General features: G+C 63.5%; 17 protein-coding genes and 1 pseudogene. 9 read left to right on the top strand and 9 right to left on the bottom strand.

Annotation, left to right across the window (positions count from 1 at the left end):
* The 3 genes from RQH14_RS04215 to RQH14_RS04205 are packed head-to-tail and all read right to left on the bottom strand — an operon-like array spanning position 1 to position 3,298.
* Positions 1 to 1,110, bottom strand: a complete 1,110-nt coding sequence (locus RQH14_RS04215) for an iron chelate uptake ABC transporter family permease subunit (protein ID WP_311212083.1) — start codon at positions 1,108 to 1,110, stop codon at positions 1 to 3.
* On the bottom strand, positions 1,107 to 2,222 hold the full coding sequence (locus RQH14_RS04210) for an iron chelate uptake ABC transporter family permease subunit (protein ID WP_311212082.1): 1,116 nt from the start codon (positions 2,220 to 2,222) through the stop codon (positions 1,107 to 1,109). Before RQH14_RS04210 ends, RQH14_RS04215 begins: the two co-directional genes overlap by 4 nt.
* 5 nt (positions 2,223 to 2,227) lie before the next feature.
* The gene (locus RQH14_RS04205) at positions 2,228 to 3,298 is read right to left on the bottom strand and encodes an iron-siderophore ABC transporter substrate-binding protein (protein ID WP_311212081.1); all 1,071 of its coding nucleotides are present in this window, start codon (positions 3,296 to 3,298) and stop codon (positions 2,228 to 2,230) included.
* A gap of 490 nt (positions 3,299 to 3,788) precedes the next feature.
* Here RQH14_RS04205 and RQH14_RS04200 point away from each other — a divergent pair, with 490 nt between their 5' ends.
* Entirely contained in the window at positions 3,789 to 4,283 is a 495-nt protein-coding gene (locus tag RQH14_RS04200) for an FBP domain-containing protein (RefSeq protein ID WP_311212080.1), read from the top strand.
* A gap of 98 nt (positions 4,284 to 4,381) precedes the next feature.
* Here the strand turns inward: RQH14_RS04200 and RQH14_RS04195 are convergent, their stop codons facing one another.
* The 3 genes and pseudogenes from RQH14_RS04195 to RQH14_RS04185 form a co-directional block, all read right to left on the bottom strand.
* Positions 4,382 to 7,852 carry an ATP-binding protein gene (locus tag RQH14_RS04195; protein WP_311212079.1) on the bottom strand — a complete coding sequence of 1,157 codons (3,471 nt, stop codon included), beginning with the start codon at positions 7,850 to 7,852 and terminating at the stop codon, positions 4,382 to 4,384.
* Between the two features lie 209 nt (positions 7,853 to 8,061).
* Positions 8,062 to 8,868, bottom strand: a pseudogene (locus RQH14_RS04190) (DUF4194 domain-containing protein); the annotation flags it as partial.
* A 64-nt stretch (positions 8,869 to 8,932) separates the two neighbouring features.
* Positions 8,933 to 10,390: a DUF3375 family protein gene (locus tag RQH14_RS04185; RefSeq protein WP_311212078.1), complete on the bottom strand. Its 1,458-nt coding sequence runs from the start codon at positions 10,388 to 10,390 to the stop codon at positions 8,933 to 8,935.
* Positions 10,391 to 10,637: 247 nt separating this feature from the next.
* Here RQH14_RS04185 and RQH14_RS04180 point away from each other — a divergent pair, with 247 nt between their 5' ends.
* Both RQH14_RS04180 and RQH14_RS04175 read left to right on the top strand, forming a co-directional pair.
* Complete coding sequence (locus tag RQH14_RS04180) at positions 10,638 to 10,940, top strand: hypothetical protein (protein WP_311212077.1); 303 nt, start codon at positions 10,638 to 10,640, stop codon at positions 10,938 to 10,940.
* Positions 10,941 to 11,002: 62 nt separating this feature from the next.
* Entirely contained in the window at positions 11,003 to 12,967 is a 1,965-nt protein-coding gene (locus RQH14_RS04175) for an acyl-CoA dehydrogenase family protein (RefSeq protein WP_311212076.1), read from the top strand.
* A 4-nt stretch (positions 12,968 to 12,971) separates the two neighbouring features.
* On the opposite strand, the gene RQH14_RS04170 is transcribed toward RQH14_RS04175, so the two are convergent.
* Positions 12,972 to 13,427 carry a YchJ family protein gene (locus RQH14_RS04170; RefSeq protein WP_311212075.1) on the bottom strand — a complete coding sequence of 152 codons (456 nt, stop codon included), beginning with the start codon at positions 13,425 to 13,427 and terminating at the stop codon, positions 12,972 to 12,974.
* Positions 13,428 to 13,562: 135 nt separating this feature from the next.
* Here RQH14_RS04170 and RQH14_RS04165 point away from each other — a divergent pair, with 135 nt between their 5' ends.
* Positions 13,563 to 14,567, top strand: a complete 1,005-nt coding sequence (locus RQH14_RS04165; protein WP_311212074.1) for a hypothetical protein — start codon at positions 13,563 to 13,565, stop codon at positions 14,565 to 14,567.
* Positions 14,568 to 14,570: 3 nt separating this feature from the next.
* On the opposite strand, the gene RQH14_RS04160 is transcribed toward RQH14_RS04165, so the two are convergent.
* Positions 14,571 to 15,062 (bottom strand): flavin reductase family protein, encoded by a 492-nt coding sequence (locus tag RQH14_RS04160; RefSeq protein WP_311212073.1) that lies wholly within the window; start codon positions 15,060 to 15,062, stop codon positions 14,571 to 14,573.
* Between the two features lie 293 nt (positions 15,063 to 15,355).
* Between RQH14_RS04160 and RQH14_RS04155 the strand changes: the two genes are divergently transcribed.
* The 3 genes from RQH14_RS04155 (at position 15,356) to RQH14_RS04145 (ending at position 18,197) form a co-directional block, all read left to right on the top strand.
* On the top strand, positions 15,356 to 16,390 hold the full coding sequence (locus RQH14_RS04155) for an aldo/keto reductase (protein ID WP_311212072.1): 1,035 nt from the start codon (positions 15,356 to 15,358) through the stop codon (positions 16,388 to 16,390).
* A 163-nt stretch (positions 16,391 to 16,553) separates the two neighbouring features.
* On the top strand, positions 16,554 to 17,657 hold the full coding sequence (locus RQH14_RS04150; RefSeq protein ID WP_311212071.1) for a sulfite oxidase: 1,104 nt from the start codon (positions 16,554 to 16,556) through the stop codon (positions 17,655 to 17,657).
* Positions 17,658 to 17,819: 162 nt separating this feature from the next.
* Positions 17,820 to 18,197 (top strand): RNA-binding S4 domain-containing protein, encoded by a 378-nt coding sequence (locus tag RQH14_RS04145; protein ID WP_018779945.1) that lies wholly within the window; start codon positions 17,820 to 17,822, stop codon positions 18,195 to 18,197.
* Between the two features lie 186 nt (positions 18,198 to 18,383).
* On the opposite strand, the gene RQH14_RS04140 is transcribed toward RQH14_RS04145, so the two are convergent.
* Positions 18,384 to 18,512, bottom strand: coding sequence for a hypothetical protein (locus RQH14_RS04140; RefSeq protein WP_311212070.1), 129 nt, complete (start codon positions 18,510 to 18,512; stop codon positions 18,384 to 18,386).
* A 31-nt stretch (positions 18,513 to 18,543) separates the two neighbouring features.
* Between RQH14_RS04140 and RQH14_RS04135 the strand changes: the two genes are divergently transcribed.
* Positions 18,544 to 18,978: a DUF6318 family protein gene (locus tag RQH14_RS04135; protein ID WP_311212069.1), complete on the top strand. Its 435-nt coding sequence runs from the start codon at positions 18,544 to 18,546 to the stop codon at positions 18,976 to 18,978.
* 218 nt (positions 18,979 to 19,196) lie between these two features.
* Positions 19,197 to 19,922, top strand: coding sequence for a PKD domain-containing protein (locus RQH14_RS04130; protein ID WP_311212068.1), 726 nt, complete (start codon positions 19,197 to 19,199; stop codon positions 19,920 to 19,922).
* Positions 19,923 to 19,938 lie beyond the last annotated feature (16 nt).

Here is a 19,938-nt window from a genome sequence, read left to right as displayed (position 1 = left end):
TCAGGCCTCCTTTCGGTTCGACGTGACCAGCAGCCACAGCAAGAAGGGGGCACCGAGGGCGCCGGTGATGACGCCGACCGGGAGGACGGTTCCGTCGAGGATGACGGGAGCGATGTTGGAAGCGAAGAAGTCGGCCAGGAGCACGATCAGCGCACCGGTAAGGGCCGACGCCGGGAGGCTCGGTTTGCGGACGATCCGGCGGGCGATCGGACCGGCGAGGAAAGCGACGAACGCTACCGGGCCGGCAGCGGCGGTTGCGACGGCGGCCAGTCCGACGGCGGTCAGCACCAGTCCCAGCCGGGCGGCGTTGACCTTGATCCCAAGGCCTGCAGCGGCGTCGTCGCCCAGTTCGAGGATGCGCAACGGCCCTGCCAGGGCGATGACGGCGGGGATCAGGACCAGCAGGGAAACCGCCAGGACGCCTGCCCGGTCCCAGGTTGCGGAGTTCAAGGATCCGTTGAGCCAAATGAGGGCATCAGCTGCAGTGCGGATGTCAGCACGGGTCATGAGGAAGTTGACCACCGCGTGCAGGGCTGCGGCGATGCCGACACCTGCCAGGATGAGGCGGTTGCCGGCGGCATTGCCGCGGCTGCCTCCACCCGCGCCCGAACCACCGCGGGAGATTGCGTAAATGATGGCTGCGACGCCAAGCGCTCCACCGAGCGCAGCCCCGGAAACAACGGCCCCCGAAGCACCGAAAATGACGATGGCCGTCACGGCCGCCGCGCTGGCACCGTAGCTGATGCCGATGATGTCCGGGCTGGCGAGGGGGTTGCGCAGCATGGTCTGGAACAGTGCACCGGCCAGGCCGAAGGCGATGCCGATCATGGTTCCCACCACTGCGCGGGGAAGTTTGTGCTCCATGACTATGAAGCTGGCCCCCGGGATCTTCTCCCCGCCGGTCAGGTGGTTGATGACAATCTTGAAGAAGTCCGGGATGGTCACCGTGTAGCTACCCAGGAGCACATAAACCGCGAACATGACCACGACAGCGAGCCCGAGGAAAAACGTAGGGCTCAGCACGCGCCGAAGTGACAGTTGATGGCCATGTTTGCCCGCATTATTGGCATTAAGTGCCAACTCGGTGGGGAGTTTGTGGACGGTTGTCACAGTCCGGCCCCCTTGCCGCGGCGGATGAGCCAGACGAACACGGGAGCGCCGATGATTGCCGTCATGATTCCTGCGGGGACTTCGCCCGGGAGAAGGATCACGCGGCCAACGATGTCGGCGCTGATCAGCAGGATGGGGGCCACAACGGCGGAGAACGGCAGGATCCACCGGTAGTCCGGCCCGGTCAGCGAGCGGACAGCGTGCGGAATGACGAGGCCCAGGAAGGCGATCGGTCCGGCCACGGCAGTGGCGGATCCACAGAGCAGGACGATGCCCAGCCCCGTGATGCCACGGGCCAAAGCGACGTTCTGGCCGAGGCCGCGGGCAATGTCGTCGCCAAGTGCCAGGCTGTTCAGAATGCGGCCGCCGGCCAGGATGATCAGGGCCCCGATGGCTAGGAACGGCAGCGCGGGAAGGAGGACGGACCAGTCACGACCTCCGATGGTGCCCACCTGCCAGAAACGGAAACGATCGAACGTGTCCTGGCTCGAAACCAGGATGACGTTCATCAGGGAGAACAGGCCTGCGCTCAGGGCCGCACCCGCGAGGGCGAGTTTGACCGGCGTCGCGCCGTCCCGCCCCAGGGAAGCAACGGCATAAACCACGACGGCGGCCGCCGCGGCGCCGATGAAGGCGAACCAGATGTAGCCGGACAGCGAGCCGATACCGAAAACGTAGATCCCCACGACGACCGCCAGGGCAGCACCGGCGTTGAGCCCCAGAATGCCGGGATCGGCCAGTGGATTGCGGGCCACGCCCTGCATGGCTGCACCGGCAAGGCCAAGTGCGGCTCCGGCAAGCAGGCCCAGGACAGTGCGGGGAATCCGGGCGATGACCACAGCGTGGTTACCGTCCTCCGGAGTGAAGTTGGTGAGAGCTTCCCAAACAGTAGTGAGCGGAAGCCCGCGCGCGCCGATCGCCAAGGATGCGGCGCAGACAGCGACGAGTACGACGACGGCCGCCAACAGCCAAGCGGTGCGCTTGCCTGCGGTGGTACGGGAACCGGTTCCCCCTCCGGTTCCCGTAGCACCAGGGGTGATGCCTCCCGGGCCAGCCGGCACCGAAGTGCCGTTGCCCCGCCCCTGGGCTGCCGTCGTCGTACTCAGTTTCATTGCAGTTACTTGCCTGCGGCGTCCGCTGCTTTACCCAGCTGCGGCAGGAACGTATCCAGTGCCCACGGCAGGCTCAGCGGCGACGAGGCCGAGATGGAGAGCGTCAGAGTGTTGTCCGAATCGGCAACAAGGGCGCCCTTCTTGATGGCCGGGATCTGTCCGAGCAGCGGATCAGCCTTGATGGCATCTGCCGTGGTGGCGTCCGGAACCCAGGTCACGAAGATGTCGGAATCGAGTTCGTTGGCCTTCTCAGCGGACCACGGGATGAAGAATTCAGTGGTCGACTTGGTGTTCTGCTCCACCACGGGAGCCAGCTTCATGCCGATTTCGGAGAGGAAGCGGGGACGGTTGTCGATGGCGGTGTAAACATTGGCGCCATCGCCCTTGGCGGGCTCGAGGTTGCCGTAGATGAAGGTCTTGTCCTTGATCTGCGGGAACTTGGAAACCTTGTCCTTGACGGTGGTCTCGGTGTCCTCGATCAGCTTCTTGGCTTCGGCTTCCTTGCCCAGCGCCTTGCCGATCAGGGTGGTGCTTTCCTGCCACGGCGTGCCGTAGGCGAGCTCTGGCTGTGCCACAACGGGTGCAATTTCGCTGAGCTTCTTGTAGTCAGCTTCTTCCAGGCCCGAGTAGGCGGCCAGGATAACGTCGGGGCTGAGCTTGGCGATCTCGGTGAAGTTGATGCCGTCAGCTTCGGAGAACTGGACCGGAGCCTTGTCGGTGCCGAAGCCGGCGCCGAGCTTCTCGAGGGCCGCGTCCTTCCAGGGGGTGGAGCCCTGATCGTTGTTGCCCCATTCGTTCTTCGGAACGCCGACGGGAACAACGCCCAGTGCGATCGCGACATCATCATTGACCCACGAGACGGTGACTACGCGCTTGGGCTGTTCCTTGATGGTGGTCTCACCAAAGACGTTCTTGAGGGTTACGGGGAAAGCTGAGGATGCTGCCTCGGAAGAAGCCGGAGCCGAGGTCGAGGGGCCAGTGGAGCAGCCGGTGAGGGTAAGAGCGACGGCGGCAAGCGCGGCCGTCGCGGTTCCTGCTGTTTTCAGCAGGGCGCGGCGTGGGAGAAGGGAAGCCACGGGACTCCTTAAGTAAGTGATGCGAACCTAAGTAAGGCTAGCCTAGCCTGCCGATAATTAAGAAACGTTTGCGTCACCTAATCCAGCCTATGGGTGAAATGGGATGCAGATCACACGCTCCCTCACATCCCGCGCCCTCCAGCCGAACCATCTCTCACATCCCGCGCTCTCAAGCCGAACCATCTCTCAATGGACATCTGCCCGGAAGTTTTGAAAGTATTGGTGGCAGCGGACTACCGCTTCTTACGGATTGGAACGAGGGGATGAGCGTGCGCACTGTTTCAGTTGCTGCAGCCATGGTTGGCGAGGTGGCCGTTTTGGCCTGCTTGGCACTACCCCGCTCGTCGGCATCCTTCTAGGCACTCGCCCAGCACCCGATTCAGGGTCTCTTTTCAGTGCCCTCTTTCTCTGATGACCGACGTCTTCTGCCACTCCCCGCGCGCCCAACCGCAGCGCGCGGACGTCGACCATTTCCGAAAGAAGCTTTGCCATGCAAAAAATCACAGCCCAACAGATTCGTGCGTCATTCATTAACGCCAGCCGCTCGGAGGCCGCCAAGGCCAGCCTCCCCCGCGACTTCGAGACCATTGACTGGGACAACCTGGAGTTCCTCGGCTGGCGCGACGAAAAGATGCCCCAGCGCGGCTACCTCGTGGTTCCACACCGGGGCAAGCTCACCGGTATCCTGCTCCGGGCTCCTGAAGGTGGGTCCGGCAAGAGGCGCGTTGTCCTCTGCGAACTGTGCCGTGACGTCTTCTCCAAGGACGACGTCTACCTGTGGGTTGCCAAAAAAGCCGGACAATCCGGCAAGGACGGGAACACCGTGGGGACACTGATCTGCGCGGAGTTCGGCTGCAGCGCCAACGTGCGCAAGGAGCCGCCCGCCAACGAGATCAACCCGGACCCGGCCGCCGTCGTGGTTCGGCAGATCACCGGGCTGGAGTCAAGGACAGAACAGTTCCTGGACCGCGTCCGCGCGAAGTAACTCCCGGCGACCCCAAGTAGGTAGCAGCAGATGCCGTTTGGAACGGTCAAAACGGCATGATCTGCTACCTACTTGGGCGGGCAAGACGGCAGGGGACGTCAGCGGAGGACGATGTCCACCGGGTTGGCTTCGGACCGCCATGCTCCGGGGTCACCGGGCCCGGCAATGACCGGAGCCGTGAGCACACCCGAGCGGTTGGTTCGCTTGTCGCGGAGGATTTCCGTAACGGATCCAAGGTGCCTGGACAGGTCGATCACGTTTTCCGGGGCGGCCAGCAACAGCTGGAACCCGAACTCGTGGAGCGCCTTGATGCCGGCACCCGCGAACTCTTCGGAAGCCAACACGAATGCTTCGTCCATCATCACCGTGCCGTACGTCGTAAAGCCCTGCTCGGCAATGCCCAGCTGGTAACTCAGGGCCGCAGCCATGATGAACGCCGTGAAACGCTGGCGCTCACCGCCGGACATGGAGCCGGTATCAGCATGCATGAAGACTTCGGTCTTCCGATTGACTGCTTTGCCGGTGCCGGTTTTGCCCGATTTCGAAGCGACCTCACGGTGCTCCTTGCACTGGATAAACAGGTGGCCACGAACGTCCAGCACCTCGGACCGCCAACGGCGGTCCTCCGGGGTTTGGGATCCAAGGCGCTTGACCAAGGTCTCAAGCGACTTATAGCGCGCGGTGAGTTCGGCGTCGTCGTCCACTTCTGTGGCTGAAGCAGCGCCACGCGAGGGGCGGGTGTGCTTCGCCTTCAAGGCGTTCTGGATCGCGTCCTTGAACTGTTTGGCCGTAGCCGGAAGCGTCTGTTTGATGTCCAGTTCCAGGAAGCTGCCCTCGTGGAAATTCACCTGGGACAGGATGCCGTTGAGGGGCAGGATGCGGCTGGTGATGCTGCGGCGTTCCTCATCGAGCAAATGCAGGAGCGTGCTGAACGATTCGTGGGTGCGCTGGTTGAAGAACAGCCGGAACTCGGCCTCTTGTGCGGGCAAACCATCACTGACGATCGCGTGGTAGCGGGATTCGAAGTCCCTGGCAGCCCCAATCGACGTACCGTGATCGGCGCTGATGGCACTTCCCCAGTCGCGCACGAAGGCTTCGAACATGCGGGTCAACCGCTCAGCCGTCGCTTGGCCGCGCGACTCTGCGGAATGCAATTCGTCGAGCAGTTTGTTGCGGACGCTGTTGGCCAGGTTGTCGAGCTCGTACAGTTCAGAGACCTCGGCGACGCCGTCGAAGTACGGCTCCAGTGCAGTGACGGTAGAAGCCGACGGCGGTGCTTGCTCGAGCTTCAGCCTCGCGGCATCGAGCAGGCCGTCCGCCGTGGTCATCTTGTGGTCCAGCGCCTTGTACTCGCTCTGCAGCACCGCGGCCGTACCTGTGGAGGCCTGGTGCTTCTCGCGTACGGACTCGATGGTGGCCCGCAACGGCTCCAGGTCGGCCTGCGCGGCCAAAGCATCCGAGAGGCGCTGTTCGATCCGGGCAAGTTCCTCTGCTGCGACAGCTGCGGAAACTTGCTCCCACGGCCGCTCATCCTCAGCGACACGGCGGAGCGCCTCGAGCTGCCGGGCCATGCCTTGGTGCGAATCCTCACGGCTCTGCGCAAGTTCCGCGGCCTTCACGAGCTCGTTCTCCAACTCGCCCGCGCGGGCTGCCACCAACTCCAGTTTGGAAGCGTTGTCGAAGCCCAGGACGTAATCCTGGCGGCTCGTGAACCGGTCGTCCTTCTCCACCGTGTGACGGTTGCGCTTGACCACGCCACCCAGGCTCAGGCCCTTGTCCAGCCGAGCAAGCTCGTCAGGATCCTCGACGCACGGGTACGCGAAGTCCACGGCGATCCGTTCCCGGATCCACTCTCCGGCGTCCGCGTTGGCGCCCGAGGTGAGGATGCTCAACTTAGTCAAGAGGTCGCCGTCGGACACGTCCTCCACAGCCAGCGCGCCACCGGCGAGCGGCTTGGACACATCGACGGCCCGGAGGGCTCCACGGACGGCGTTATCGTTCAGGTACCGGGTGACCGCCGCGAAATGCTCACCCGGAACCAGCAACGTGGTGGCGAGATTGCGCAGCGCACGCTCGGCGGCCGGACGCCATTGATCCTGCCCCTCAGCGAGGTCGATCAACTCGCCGCCAAACGGCATGCGCTCTTCCGGGACGCCGGTTGCGGCCGCGATGGCGGCCCGGTTTTCAATGCTCGACGGCGGCAACAAGGACTTGCGCGACCGCAACGACAGGAGTTCCTGCTGGGCCGCCGCCAGTTCACGCTTTTTGGTGGCGTGCCCGTCGAACGCCTCGAAACGAAGCTCCTTCAGTGCCTCCGAATCGTCCTTCAGCTCCGCCGAGCGGGCTGCTGCCTGCTCATGCGCCTGGTCCCAGCCCTCGGCTGACCACTCAAGGTTCAGTCCGGCGTCGGCCAGCGCCTTCCGGGCCGAATCTTCAACCTGCTGACGGAGCTTCAGGCCAACCTTGGCGTTCTCCAACGACTGCTCAATGGCCGAAATCGCATTGCCGCCGCGGTTGTTGTAGTCCAGTTCAAGGTCGCGGAGCTCTTTGGCCAAAGCGTCCCGCACCGTACGCTCAGCGGCGAGTTCCTGGGCTTTGGACTGGGCCAAGTCCTTGTAGCGGGCCAGCGTCTTGGCGTGCACCGTGACCGCGAGCTGCTGCTTGTACGCTTCAAACTCCTCGCCGGCCAACTCCCGCAGACGGTTCGCGTCCAGCAACGCCTGCGCGTACTCCTTGTTCAGCCCCGGAACGGGTGCCAACTGGTCGCGCTGCTGCCGGACATCCTCCAACCGCTGCCGGATGGACATCAGGTTGCTGAATTCCTCCACCACATCATCGGCCGCAGCCAACGTGGCCGGAGCGTCAAGTACCTGGTCGCGGAAGAAGGTATTAACGCTGCCGCCCAAACCCTTACCGGCTTGGATCACACGCAACAGCGGCAGCGCCTGGTCCGAGTTGATACCCAGGAGCCTCCGGAAACGCTCGGCGAACGCCTTGTGGACGTCGAAAACCTGCCCATCCGGGAAGATCGACTCCAGCGCGCCCTTGGTGAACCGCTTCTGCGCGATCCCCTCAATGGCCTCAAGGTCCAACGGCTTGCTGTCGATCACGTAAAAACGCCCGACGCTCGACTCCGTGCCGTTTTTCGGCAGATCGAACAGCGCCGACACCGTCACCTTCGTGCCGGCCGCGTTATCAAACGTCAGCGCGACGGCGGACCAGGTGGCACCCGGGCGCTGGAAGGCACTGGCGGAGCTGTCGCCCACCGCCTTATCACCAACCTTGCCGCGCATGTAAGTGAACGTGGTCCTCTTGTCCTCCACAGCACCGCCGGAGCGCTGGGCAGCAGCCTCATTCGAGCGCGGACGGGCATCAAACACCCGGAGCATCGCATCAAAGAGCGTCGACTTACCGACACCTGAGTTGCCCGTCAGAAGGGTCCCCTTGCGGTCCACATGCATGGTGTGGGCCCCGTGGAATGTGCCCCAGTTGACCACCTGCACGAGCGCCAAACGCATCTGGCCCGGGTTTGTGAGCTCACCGAGCGGGAGCATGCTTGCGATGGTCACTTGGTCATCCCGTCAGTCGTGGTTGCGTCCGCCTGCGCGATGGATGCCGGCCCCGCCCCTTCGCCGCGCAGCTGATCTTCGATCAGCTCGACGCGCGGCTTCGACAGGCCCGATGCCACTCCCGGTCCAGCATCCATCGCTCCGGCTTCGTCGTGCATGTCACCCTTGGCGCCGACAGCTGGCTCAAAACGCTCGACGTCGGTGCTCACCTCAGCGGACCCGTCACCTTCGGGGTCCTCGTCCAGGCCGTCATCTGAGGGCGTGGGTTGGTTGGAGTCGGAGTCCAGGTCCAGGAGGGGCTCTGTTCCGGATACGTCGGCGGCTACTGCTATCAGTGCCTCTATCTGGGCCGGGATGTCGCCGATGTTTTCGAAGGGCAGGGCCAGTGGGAGGGCGTTGCTGATGGTGTAGCTGTCGTCCAGCGGTGTGGGGAGGATGAGTTGGCGGGCCAGGAGTTTGGTGATGGTGCGGGTGACCACGTCGGAGTCGCGCAGGGCGTCTTGCTGGCCCGCAGGGGTGTAGTTGGCAACGAGATCCGAGATTTCTTCGCGGGTGATCGTCGGGTCCGTTTGGGCGGTGACGTGGCGGTCCAGAAGGAGGCGCAGGCGGAGCAGGACGATGGTTTCCACGCGGCTCAAAGCACGCTGCTGCCGGAGGATGCTGGACCGGGAGCTCGCGCCGATGATTTCGGGATCGACCGGGCGGAGGACCGCGATTTTGCGGTCGTGATCGAGCTGGAGGGTGAGGAAAAGTTCGGACAGGCGGCTGCGGAGGATCAGCTGGTTGTCCAAGAGGGTGGTCCACAATTTCTCGTCGCGGCCGCCGTCGATGTACGGGCCTTTGAGGAGCTTCACCAAGGCGTGACGCACTTTCATGGGGAGCACGCCGGTGTCGCCGGGGAACAGGGCGGCGCCGTCAACGAAGGAGTCCCTCGGTGTCACCCGGAACGGATCCGCGTGGCTGATTTCGGCCGCCGGTTCCGCCGGTTCAGCCGGCTCAACACCAACCTCAACCATCTCCTCGGTGACCTCCCCCGCTTCGGCGACGTCCGGCGTCGTGCTTTCCTCTGTGGTGATTTCCTCAGTCATCAGAATCCTCATTCAGCGTGACGACAGGCAGGTACGCCGTGCGGATGCTGCCGTCGATTTGTTCGAAGTCGATGTGTTCCCAGGCGGCCCGGTCGAAGGCAGCGCCGCCCTGCAGTGCCATGGACAGCAGGGTGCGCATGGTGTTGATGTGCCGTTCTTCGGCGGGCAGGTTTTCCCAGGCGTCGCCCAGGGTGGCCGCGCCGGCCATGGCCGCCCGGACAGCAGCAGGCTTGGCCTTGCCGGTGCGCGCCGACCGGACCCGGTCGGAGTCGCTGAACGCGATGGGGTCGGCGAGCCGCGGGGGTGTGGCGAATTCGTCGGGGTCGAACAGTTTGACCATTGCCAGCGACTCGAACCCGGCGTTGAACAGGACTGGCCCTGGGATCAGGCTGGGCCGGTCCCGTTCGTAGGGCATGGAGCGGATGGCCTGCTCGGCTTCGGCCAGCACCTTGCGGAGGCTGACGGATTGCCGGACGTCGTCGCTCTGGATATACGTATTCAGGCTCTCGGAAAGCTTGCCGTAGATACGTTGGATCTGGCTGTGCTGCGTTCGCAGTTCGGCCACGAGGTTTTTGAGCGTTTCGCGGTCCTCATGGGTGAGGTCGTCGGCGAATTGCCTGCTCAACACTTCGCCGATCGCTGAGCGGAAGCGCAACTGCTGCTGTGGGTCCTCCAGGAAGGCAGTGAACGACCGGAAGGTGCGGCCCTCGGGGCTTTGGCGCAGCCGCTTGTCGGCCTCCAAAACCTGGGCCATGGTGGCGCCCTTGCTTAGGGACTCCTCGATGATCTGGTTGCGGAGTTCGCCCACCAATTCCTCGATGCGGTCACGCATCTTCTTGTAGTCCGCGGGCAGGCTGGCGGCGAGGTCCAGGATGTTGCCGGCAGCTTCCACGGCTTCCTCGTCGTCCAGGAGGCCATCGAATTCGCCCGAGCTGATGTCCTCAACCAACTGCTGCCGCTCGTGGATTTCCTCCTCCAGGGCTTCCAACCGCGCGCTCTGGTCCGGGTTGGTCTCGTTGGCGAGCTTCTCCACATCGCCCAGAAGCGTGCCGAGCCGCGAGCCATTCAGCGTGGAACGCTCGCTGGAAAGGCTGTCCAGGAACGCCAGCACGCGGGCGGCGGGTTCCGTGACTTCGTAGACGATCTGGCCGGACTGATTGCGACGGGTCAGGAACTGCTTGCGCGTCCATTCGTCGCCGAACAGCTTGCCGTTCTGCTGGCCGCCCAGCGTCGGGTCCTGGCGCCGGAGCTGTTCAAGGAAAGCGTCGACGTCGGCGTGGAACTCTTCGAGGGGAAGCTGCGGCCGGGTGCGGGTAAAGGATGCTTGCAGCACCGCGATCACCCACGGCGCCGATCGGGTCAAAGCCCACGCAGGGCCTTTGGTCAGCTGCTCGAGGTCACGGAGCCTCGCGCTGATGGCGTCGGCGGAGGACATGGCTGAACGGGACAACTACTCTCCTTCAGCTGCTGCGAAACCTGGCTGGCAGCGGAAACTGCCCCGTACAAGGTTAACGCAGAGCGTCAGAGCCTCCCCACCGCAACCATTTCGTAACCTACCGTGCGGTATGGTTTCGATCCCATATCAACGGCGTCGCGAGGCGTTTCCGCTCTGGCCGGAAAGCACGCCCACCCCTAGTGTCAGAACATCGACGCAGCCTCGCCGCGCCGACCCACGCACCGTCGCTCCGGGGGGAACCATGGATTTCGATTTCACTGCGCTGGAAACAGGCACCTACGTCGTTATTGGAACGCTGGTCTTCGCTGCACTTTTAGTGGCATTCATCGCAGCAGCAGCAATGGCAACAATCATTCTTATCGGCACTATGGGCATGGTCTGGTACGCCGTCAAAGGTGTTCTTGGTGGCCTTGTCCATGGCATTAATTTCGCGTGGGACCGCCTGGTTCACCACGCAGGACAAGTGGAAATTCCGGCCGAATTCCAGCCGCAGATTTCCTCTGGTACGGGAAGCTACCCGCGGGTAGCATTGAGGGACAGCTGAAGGGTTCCCACCCACGGCGGACCCTGGCTCCATCCGGCACAACCGGCTAGAGGAGTTACCCCATGACGTCCGCCACTGACAACAGTCTCGCCGCCGCAAGCGTCAACGCCACCGCAGAAGAAGCCCGCGCCGTCGCCGAAGCCGCGCGGGAAACCGAATGGAACCGGCCCAGCTTCGCCAAGGGCCTCTACCTGGGCAGCTTCGACCTCAGCCTCATCCACCCCTGGCCACAAGCACGGGCCGATGACGTGGAGCGGGGCGAGGAATTCATGGGCCGGCTGCTCACGTTCGCCAAGACCATGTCCGGCCGCACCATTGAACGGGACGCCAAGATTCCCGACGAGTACCTCAAAGGGCTCGCGGACCTTGGCGTCTTTGGCATGAAAATTCCTCGCGAATACGGCGGGCTGGGTTTGTCCCTGGTCTACTACGGCCGCGCGCTGGCCCTGCTGGGATCGGTTCATCCGAGCCTCGGCGCCCTCATTTCCGCGCACCAGTCCATCGGCGTCCCGGAGCCTGTGAAGGAATTCGGCACACCGGAACAGAAACAGGAATACCTGCCGCGATGCGCCGCCGGCGCCATTACCGCTTTCCTCCTGACAGAGCCCGACGTCGGCAGCGACCCCGCGCGCATGGGCGCCACTGCCGTGTTGTCCGACGACGGCGGTTCTTACCTTTTGGACGGCGTGAAACTGTGGACCACCAACGGTGTGATCGCCGAATTGGTGGTGGTCATGGCCCGGGTTCCGGCACATACCGATGCTGACGGGACCGAGCACAAGGGCGGGATCTCTGCGTTCGTTGTGGAAATGGATTCCCCCGGCATCACGGTGGAGAACCGCAACGCTTTCATGGGGCTGCGTGGAATCGAAAACGGCGTGACCCGGTTCCACCAGGTCCTGGTCCCTGCAGCCAACAGGCTCGGCCGCGAAGGCCAAGGACTCAAGATTGCTCTCACCACTCTCAATACGGGACGGCTTTCCATCCCTGGTTTGTGCGTTGCTGCCGGAAAGTGGAGCCTGAAGATTTCCCGTGAATGGTCCAACGCCAGGACCCAATGGGGACGTCCCGTGGGCAAGCACGAAGCCGTGGGCAAGAAGATCGCGTTCATCGCCGCCACCACTTTTGCGCTGGAAGCGGTGTTCGAATTGTCCGCCGAGATGGCCGACGCCGGCCAGAAGGATGTGCGCATCGAGGCTGCGCTGGCCAAGCTGTGGTCCACTGAATTGAGCTGCCGGATCGCCGATGAACTGGTCCAGATCCGTGGCGGCCGTGGCTTCGAAACCGCCGATTCCCTTGAGGCCCGGGGCGAGCGCGCAGTCCCGGCCGAGCAACTGCTCCGGGACCTGCGCATCAACCGGATCTTCGAGGGTTCCAGCGAGATCATGAAACTCTTGATTGCCCGCGAAGCCGTGGATGCGCACCTTGCAGCCGCGGGCGACCTCGCCTCAGCGGACGCGAGCCTGCAGGACAAGGCGAGGGCCGCCGTCGGGGCCTCTGGCTTCTACGCGAAATGGCTGCCGAAACTCGTGGCGGGTGCCGGCATGGATCCCCGGTCCTACGCGGAATTCGGGCGTTTGGCCAAGCAGCTGCGATTCGTTGAGAGGTCCTCGCGGCGGCTCGCGCGGCAGACCTTCTACGGCATGGGAAGGTGGCAGGCGAAGCTCGAGCACAAGCAGGCGTTCCTTGGCAGGATTGTGGACATCGGCGCTGAGTTGTTCGCCATGGCCGCGTGCTGCTCGCGGGCCGAAATGCTCCTCCGTAAGCACCCGGAACAAGGCGCCACCGCGTTCGAACTGGCAGAGGCATTCTGTGAGCAGGCACGTGTGCGGGTGGACGAATACTTCGACCAGCTGTGGAGGAATACTGACGACGGCGACCACGGACTCTCGCGCAAAGTCCTCGCTGGTGACTACGCCTGGTTGGAGGCCGGGGTCCTGGACCAGTCCGAAGGTACCGGGCCGTGGATCGGTGACGCCTCGCCCGGAGCCTCAACCAAGGAGAACCTGCACCGCAACTATCGATGACGCGCTAGCGAACGTCTCCGTCCACGTAGAACCAGCGCTTGCCTTCCCGAACGAAGCGGCTGACTTCGCGCTGGACGCCGCGTTCGCCGTCGAGCCTGTAGTGCGCAGCGAACTCAACCGTGCCCGTCGTGTCCAAGGGGCCGCCTTTCGACGTCGCGACGATGTCCAGCCTGCGCCACTGCATGTCCGGATCGAGGTCCATGGCCTCCGGCCGGGTGGAGGCGTGCCAGGTGCGCAGGAGGTAGCTGGGGTCCAGGACGACGAAGGCCGAATAGCGGGAACGCATGAGTTGGCCGGCAGTGGGCGCGTCGGCGTCACCGCGGTGGAATCGGGCGCAGCAATCGTCGTATTGATCCCCGGAGAGGCAGGGACAGGCGCCGTTGTGGAGTCTGGCAAGGTCAGGGGTCACGAGGTCCCAATCTGAGGCTGTAAATGAGAGCTGGGCAACATATTTTCCCATGCCATATAACAGCTTTGAAACAACCCCGCCAGAGTAGGGGGCGGCGCGTGATTCCGTCGGTGCTGGACCTTAGGCTAGATACGCAAGCTGGGTGGGCAATGCGCGCATCACAAAACGACAGCCAGGGGAGGCTACGTGGAGGATCCGACAACACTCGCCATCAACCTGACGTATTTGGGAACACTGGGACTCGCTGTCCTCATGTTCCTGGGTCTCGGGTTGGTCATCATCATCACTTTGGTGGTAGCGGGAGTCGGGCGGCTGCTGTCGATTATTCTCCTGGCGATGGTGGGGATTTTCCCGAAGAAGGAAACCACTCCCATCGTCCAGTTGCCGCCGCGCCCCGCTCGCGTCCCTGATCCCGTGACCGGCGTCGAGTCTCCTGCAGCTGTTGCATCGCCTCTGGATGACCTCGCCTATCTTGAAACTGGATCTACTGCGGTGCAGGCTCCCACTGCGGTTGCTACGGCTTCACAACCGGCTGCCCCTGCGCCGGTTTCGAAAGTTGCAGCCGCGCCGGTTTCGAAGGTTGCCGCCGCGCCGGCCGCTCCGCCGGCGGCGAAGCCCGCCGAACCTTCCGCCCCTCACGCGCCCAAGCGCGACCTCCTGGGAGACGTTCGACGACGGCTCTCGGGTGCGTCGGCCGCTGTCAAAGACGGCGCGTGGAAGGCCAAGGTAGACCCACGCAACCTTCCCAAACCGGCGGAGGTTAAGTCGGTGGTTGAAAACCAGGCCGCACACCATCCGATTCTCGTGGCAGCCACCAAGGAACCGCCGGTTCTGGCGAAGGACTGGGCAGATGCCGTGGCCGAGGCCGATCGCCGTGCAGCCGCCCGCGCGCAAGCTGAGCAGCCGCCCGCCATCAAGGTGACTGTCCGCGACGTCGACGAGCCCACGCCGTCGTCATCCAATGGCACAACGCCAGGTCCGAAAACCCCGGATACTTCGGCAAAAACGACTGGCAATGGCAACGGAAAAACCGGCTCCGGTAACGACGGCGGTGGCCCCACCGGCAGCGGAAGCGGCTCCAACGGCAACGGCAACGGCGCAAAGAAATCGGGCCCGAACACTTCCAAGAATGGGAAGTCTCCGAGCCCGATCCGTAAAGGTTCGCTCAGTAGCGCCAGCCGCAACTCCTAGCGGCTACGCAGCCAACTGCCGGAACGACGCGCCATGATAGATCAGTGGCTTTGACTCAAGGTTGATGGTGGTCGCTTTGACCTCCAGGACCACGATCGCGTGATCACCGGCGGGCGTCTCGGAGACAACTTCGCACTCGAAGCCCAGCACGGCACCGTCGATCAGCACCGCACCTGAGTCGCTCACGCTGGTGTCCAGCCCGGCGAAACGGTCGCGGGTCTTGGAGGCCAGTTGGAGGGCAGCCGCTTCCTGGCCCTCGGCAAGCACCGACACGCCCAAGCGCTGGGCTTGGCGGAGCTTCGGCCACGTTGTGGAGGAGTTCTGCACGGCAAACATCACCAGCGGCGGCTCCAGCGAAACACCCACGGTGAAGGACGATGCCACCAAGGCTTCCGGCGTGAAGTCCACCATGGCGCTGAACGCGGCAACTCCGGACGGGAACTGCGCAAATGCAGCCTTGATGGCCGCCGTTTCTTCCACTGTGGTCTGTGTCATTCCGCTGTCCCCTGTCGTGTGTTGCTTGAGTTCCTTTCCCATAATTCACCTGCTTCCGGGAACAGCAATATTTGTTGATTCGAAAGACATTTGTGTTGCCGCGTGTCAAGAAATGTCGCGAAGTATGGCCTCTTCCATTACTTCGCAAGACGAAAAACGAAGAAGTTCTACCGCTTGCGTTTATGCCTCCGACGGCCGTGTGTAGCCTCGATTGAACATCCCGTCCGTGGCCACCGACTCACGCCCGGACACCAGCACCGCCCATCAGCACAGTCCCACCACAGGAAGCCGACATGAGCCTCAACGAGCTACGAACGCTTGGACGCACTGGCGCCCTGATCAGCCCGCTCACGCTGGGCACCCTCAATTTCGGCACCGGCGCCGCACCCACGGGTCCAGCCGAGAGCATCCGGATCATCAAAGCAGCGCTGGACGCAGGCATCACCAGCGTCGACACCGCGGACATCTATTCCCAGGGCGAGGCCGAAACTGTGGTTGGCCAGGCCATCCACAGTCGGCGCGACGACGTTTTCCTCGCCACCAAGTTCCACGGCCAGATGGGTTCCAACCCGGCGCATGCAGGCAACTCGCGCCGTTGGATCGTCCGGGCTGTGGAGGACAGCTTGCGGCGGCTGAACACAGACAGGATCGACCTCTACCAAGCGCACCGCCCGGACTACAACACCGATCTCCTGGAAACCATCACTGCGCTGAACGACCTCATCCGGCAGGGAAAGATCCTGTACTACGGCACGTCCGTGTTCAGCCCCGCCCAACTTGTTGAGGCCCAGTGGATCGCCAACACCAACCACCTCACGCCGCCCGTGATTGACCAGGTCCCGTATTCGCTCCTGGTGCGCGCCAACGAACGTGACGTTTTCCCCATCACCCAGCAGTACGGCGTCGGGGTTTTGAGTTATGGACCGCTCGACGGCGGGTGGCTGGCCGGTGGTTACCGCGTGGGTGCGGGCCAGCCTGAAAGTTCGCGGTCGGCTGCTGTCCCGGGCCGCTTCGACGTCAACGCACCCTTCAACCAGGGCAAGCTGCACGCTGCAGACGCCCTTGCGCAGCTCGCGACCCGTCATGGGTTGACCCTGATCCAGCTCGCTGTGGCTTTCGCCCTGAATCACCCGGCCGTCACCAGCGTCGTCATCGGGCCACGCACCGAGGACCACCTCACCGACTACTTGAAGGCCGCAGACGTGGTGCTCAACGAGGCGATCCTCGACGAAATCGACGACATCGTTGCACCCGCCGTGAACTTCCTTGAGCGCGACGCCGGTACCGTTGCACCGCACCTTGAGTACCCGGAATTACGACGCCGATAGCCTCCTTGCGTTGTGAGGCCTCCTTTGCGCGCTCTTTGACTCCGTTGAGGCGCAGAGCGGGCCTCGCAACAGACTCTTGACGGGGTTCGGCCGCGGCGTGATCCTTGTCCTAAGTGCTGCGGCACTCCGCAGCGTTTAGCTTCCAGTAGAACGCCGCCGTCCCATGTCCAAGCACCACGTCAAGCAAAGAGCAGCGAAAGCCGCCACCCCCGGGCAGCCGACCGAAGGTCCCCTGACCCACGAAGAACTGCAACTCTCCGGCAGGAACCATTCCATGCCGTTGGAGGCCCTGCACGACGACATCACGCCGGCAGGCCTCCACTACCTGCTCATCCATTTCGACATCCCGCACGTTGCCGCCGATACCTGGCGGTTGCGGCTGGGCGGGGCCGTGGATCACAGCCTCGACCTGAGTCTTGAGGACATCAAGGCCAGACCCGCCGTCACCATGCCAGTGACCATGGAATGCGCAGGAAACGGCCGATCCCTTTTGGAACCGCGTCCGTTGAGTCAGCCGTGGGTCCTCGGCGCAGTTGGCACCGCCGAGTGGACCGGAACTCCCTTGGCACCCCTGCTGGAGGAGGCAGGTTTGGCGAGTGACGCCGTCGAGCTTGTCTTTACCGGTGCCGACGCCGGTGTCCAGGGCGGCGTCGAAGAGCCGTATGCACGCAGTCTTTCGATCGCCGAGGCAATGCATCCAGAGGTAATGCTGGTCTACGCCATGAACGGCAATCCCCTGCCGATCCAGCACGGGTTCCCGCTCAGGCTGCTGGTTCCGGGGTGGTATGGCATGACGAGTGTGAAGTGGTTGACGTCGATCGAGGCTGTGACGTCGCGGTTCATGGGTTTCCAGCAGGCGGTCGCGTACCACTACCTGCAAGGGCCCGATGGGCCCGGGCTGCCGGTCACACACATCCGCGTTCGATCACTGATGGCCCCTCCCGGGATTCCTGATTTTTTCACCCGACGCCGCATTGTGGATGCCGGTCCGGTCATGCTGCACGGCCGCGCGTGGTCCGGCCACGGCGAGGTGGAACGGGTGGAGGTGGGGATCGACGGCGAGTGGATGCCCGCTCATGTGGACCCGCCCGTGGGTGATTTCGCGTGGAGGTCGTGGTCCATGGTGTGGGTCGCCAGTCCGGGCGAGCATGTGCTGCGGTGCCGGGCGATGGATACGTCCGGCGCGCTGCAGCCCACTGATCAGGTGTGGAATTACCAAGGCATCGGGAACAACATGGCGCAGGTGGTTGAGGTGACGGTGCGGTAGTTTGTTCCTCCTGGCGCCGCCAGGCGGGCCGGGCCCGGCGGGCTGCGCCGAGATCGCCGGTCCCGTGCGAGATCGCTGAAGCTTTCCGGCGTTCTCGCAGCTTTCCGGCGACTTCAGCGCTCTCGCCCGGCAAGCGACGCCCCGGTTAGACTCGTCTCAATCATGAGTATCCCGTCATCTTCACCGGCAAACGTCCGAGTCGACGCCTGGCTGTGGGCGATCCGTGCCTACAAGACCCGTTCGGCAGCCACCGCAGCCTGCCGTGCCGGGCACATCCGCATCAACGGAAACCCGGTCAAGGCGTCCCAAAGCGTGATCATTGGCGACACCATCCGCGTCCGCGAATCCGGCTGGGAACGGATCCTCGAAGTGCGGCGCCTGATCGCCAAACGCGTGGGGGCTGAGGCCGCTTCTCACTGCTTCACCGACCACACTCCACCGCGCCCTGTGGCGCCAAAGCTCGGTCTCCCCCAGCGCGACCGCGGCGCGGGTCGGCCCACCAAGAAGGACCGCAGGGATATGGAGAAGCTGCGCGGGTAGGTGGTTTTCCACAGGCCGCCGTTACCGACGTGAATCTGGCTTCCCTCCCGACCTAGACTGACCGGCACAACGCCAAACAGCTGCTGGGGAGCCTGTCATGTCACGCCTTTCGTCTGCCACTTTTTCTTCTGTCCGGCCTTGGACGGCGGTCATGGCTCTCACTCTGGCGGTGCTTCTGAGTGGCTGTCAGGGCGGTCCCGCACCCAGCGCGTCACCCTCCCAATCAAGCTCGACGACTGCGTCGCCCACCACCAGCGCTCCGGTTCCGACGGCTTCGGCCACTCCGGCAAGTCCGCCGACGTCCGCCGTGTACAAACCCGCGGATGCGAAGGGGAAGGCGCAGAACGTGCCGGTTCCAGTGATGCCGGAGCTGGTGAAGGAGAATTCGAAGGCCGGGCTGGAGGCATTTATTGGGTACTGGTACGCGACGTACTCCTATGCGATCGAAACAGGTGATCTAGCCGCGTGGAAGAAGGTCACCGACACAACGATCCTCGTTGCCGTCGCCCACGAAGAGTCGGTGTATCTCAACTACACGGACGGCAGATGGATGGCCGGCGGCACCCTTGAGACCCCAGTGATTGACGTCATCTGGAATGAATCTGGGAGCGGTGTCTCATCAGCAAAGGTCCAAGTGATTCAGGAAGCAATCCAGTACTTCGATGCTGACGGTACTAAGGGCCAAAGTGACTCTGTGGGCACTAATACTGCCGACGCGCTCTTCACTACTTATTTGAGTGGAGCGTGGAAGGTCACGAACTACGGAACGATTGTGGGTTAGTCGTGCGGGCATTCAACTTCCGCTTCGGCATTCTGCTTCTCGTTTTGTCGCAACTCGTCCTCGCCTCCGCGGCTGCGAAAGCCGATGACATAAGAGTCAGCGCCGACAGGCATGGGCGGCAGTTAGAAGTCGGGGCTACATTCGTATTCAACCCAGAGACCGGTAAATCTGAGTCAACAGCGGGGACTTCGCCCACGACAGAGGACCCGAACCAGTACATGGCTGACACCCATTGCCGTGCCGATGGACCTGACACCAAGGACCCCGGTTGCGACGCCCTCGAATGCCCGGCAACCACAACCGGCGGAGAAGAAGGCACCCCCGTGATCTGGAAGGAAGCCCCAAGAGCGATCACCAATCCGGGCTGGACGGACTGGATCCCCGTCAGCGGACCCACCTGCCTCTACGCAGCCGAACCGCAGAACGTCCTGGCCAACATCGCCGCCCGCATCCTGACCGACTTCCGCCAACTCCCCGTCAACGCAGGGTCCCTCGAAGCCCAGCCGTTCCCGCACACCCTCAAAGGCGGACCCACCAACTTCTACGCCACCACCGCAGAACAAGGCTTCGACGTCACCATCCTCGGCCAAGCAGTCCACCTCACCGCAACACCAGCCAACTACACCTACACCTTCGGCGACGGAGGAACCCTCGGACCCACCCCAGTGGCCGGCTACTCCATCCCCGAGACCGACTGGCTCACCAACGACACCCGAACCAGCCACACCTACACCGAAACCGGCAACTACCAAGCCACCCTCACCACCAGCTTCACCGGCACCTACTCCGTCAACAACGGCCCACCACTACCCATCAACGGAACCCTCGACATCACCACACCAGCCAAAACCATCCACGTCTGGAAGACAGAAAGGGCACTCGTCGCCGACACCTGCCAGCAAAACCCCAACTCCTGGGGCTGCCCCGGCACAGATCGCAAATAGCCGGCGGTACCACGAA

Source organism: Arthrobacter sp. WCS2018Hpa-7, assembly GCF_031843805.1.
Taxonomy (GTDB): Bacteria; Actinomycetota; Actinomycetes; order Actinomycetales; family Micrococcaceae; genus Arthrobacter.
Note: the sequence above shows the minus strand (reverse complement) of the source record. Positions and strands in the feature narration are given on the sequence as shown.

Bases quoted from the DNA above. Each gene is read 5' to 3' on its own strand.
- RQH14_RS04210 (WP_311212082.1), bottom strand. From the start codon at position 2,222: ATGAAACTGAGTACGACGACGGCAGCCCAGGGGCGGGGCAACGGCACT.
- RQH14_RS04200 (WP_311212080.1), top strand. From the start codon at position 3,789: ATGCAAAAAATCACAGCCCAACAGATTCGTGCGTCATTCATTAACGCC.
- RQH14_RS04180 (WP_311212077.1), top strand. From the start codon at position 10,638: ATGGATTTCGATTTCACTGCGCTGGAAACAGGCACCTACGTCGTTATT.
- RQH14_RS04175 (WP_311212076.1), top strand. From the start codon at position 11,003: ATGACGTCCGCCACTGACAACAGTCTCGCCGCCGCAAGCGTCAACGCC.
- RQH14_RS04170 (WP_311212075.1), bottom strand. From the start codon at position 13,427: ATGGGAAAATATGTTGCCCAGCTCTCATTTACAGCCTCAGATTGGGAC.
- RQH14_RS04160 (WP_311212073.1), bottom strand. From the start codon at position 15,062: ATGACACAGACCACAGTGGAAGAAACGGCGGCCATCAAGGCTGCATTT.
- RQH14_RS04155 (WP_311212072.1), top strand. From the start codon at position 15,356: ATGAGCCTCAACGAGCTACGAACGCTTGGACGCACTGGCGCCCTGATC.
- RQH14_RS04150 (WP_311212071.1), top strand. From the start codon at position 16,554: ATGTCCAAGCACCACGTCAAGCAAAGAGCAGCGAAAGCCGCCACCCCC.
- RQH14_RS04145 (WP_018779945.1), top strand. From the start codon at position 17,820: ATGAGTATCCCGTCATCTTCACCGGCAAACGTCCGAGTCGACGCCTGG.
- RQH14_RS04130 (WP_311212068.1), top strand. From the start codon at position 19,197: ATGGCTGACACCCATTGCCGTGCCGATGGACCTGACACCAAGGACCCC.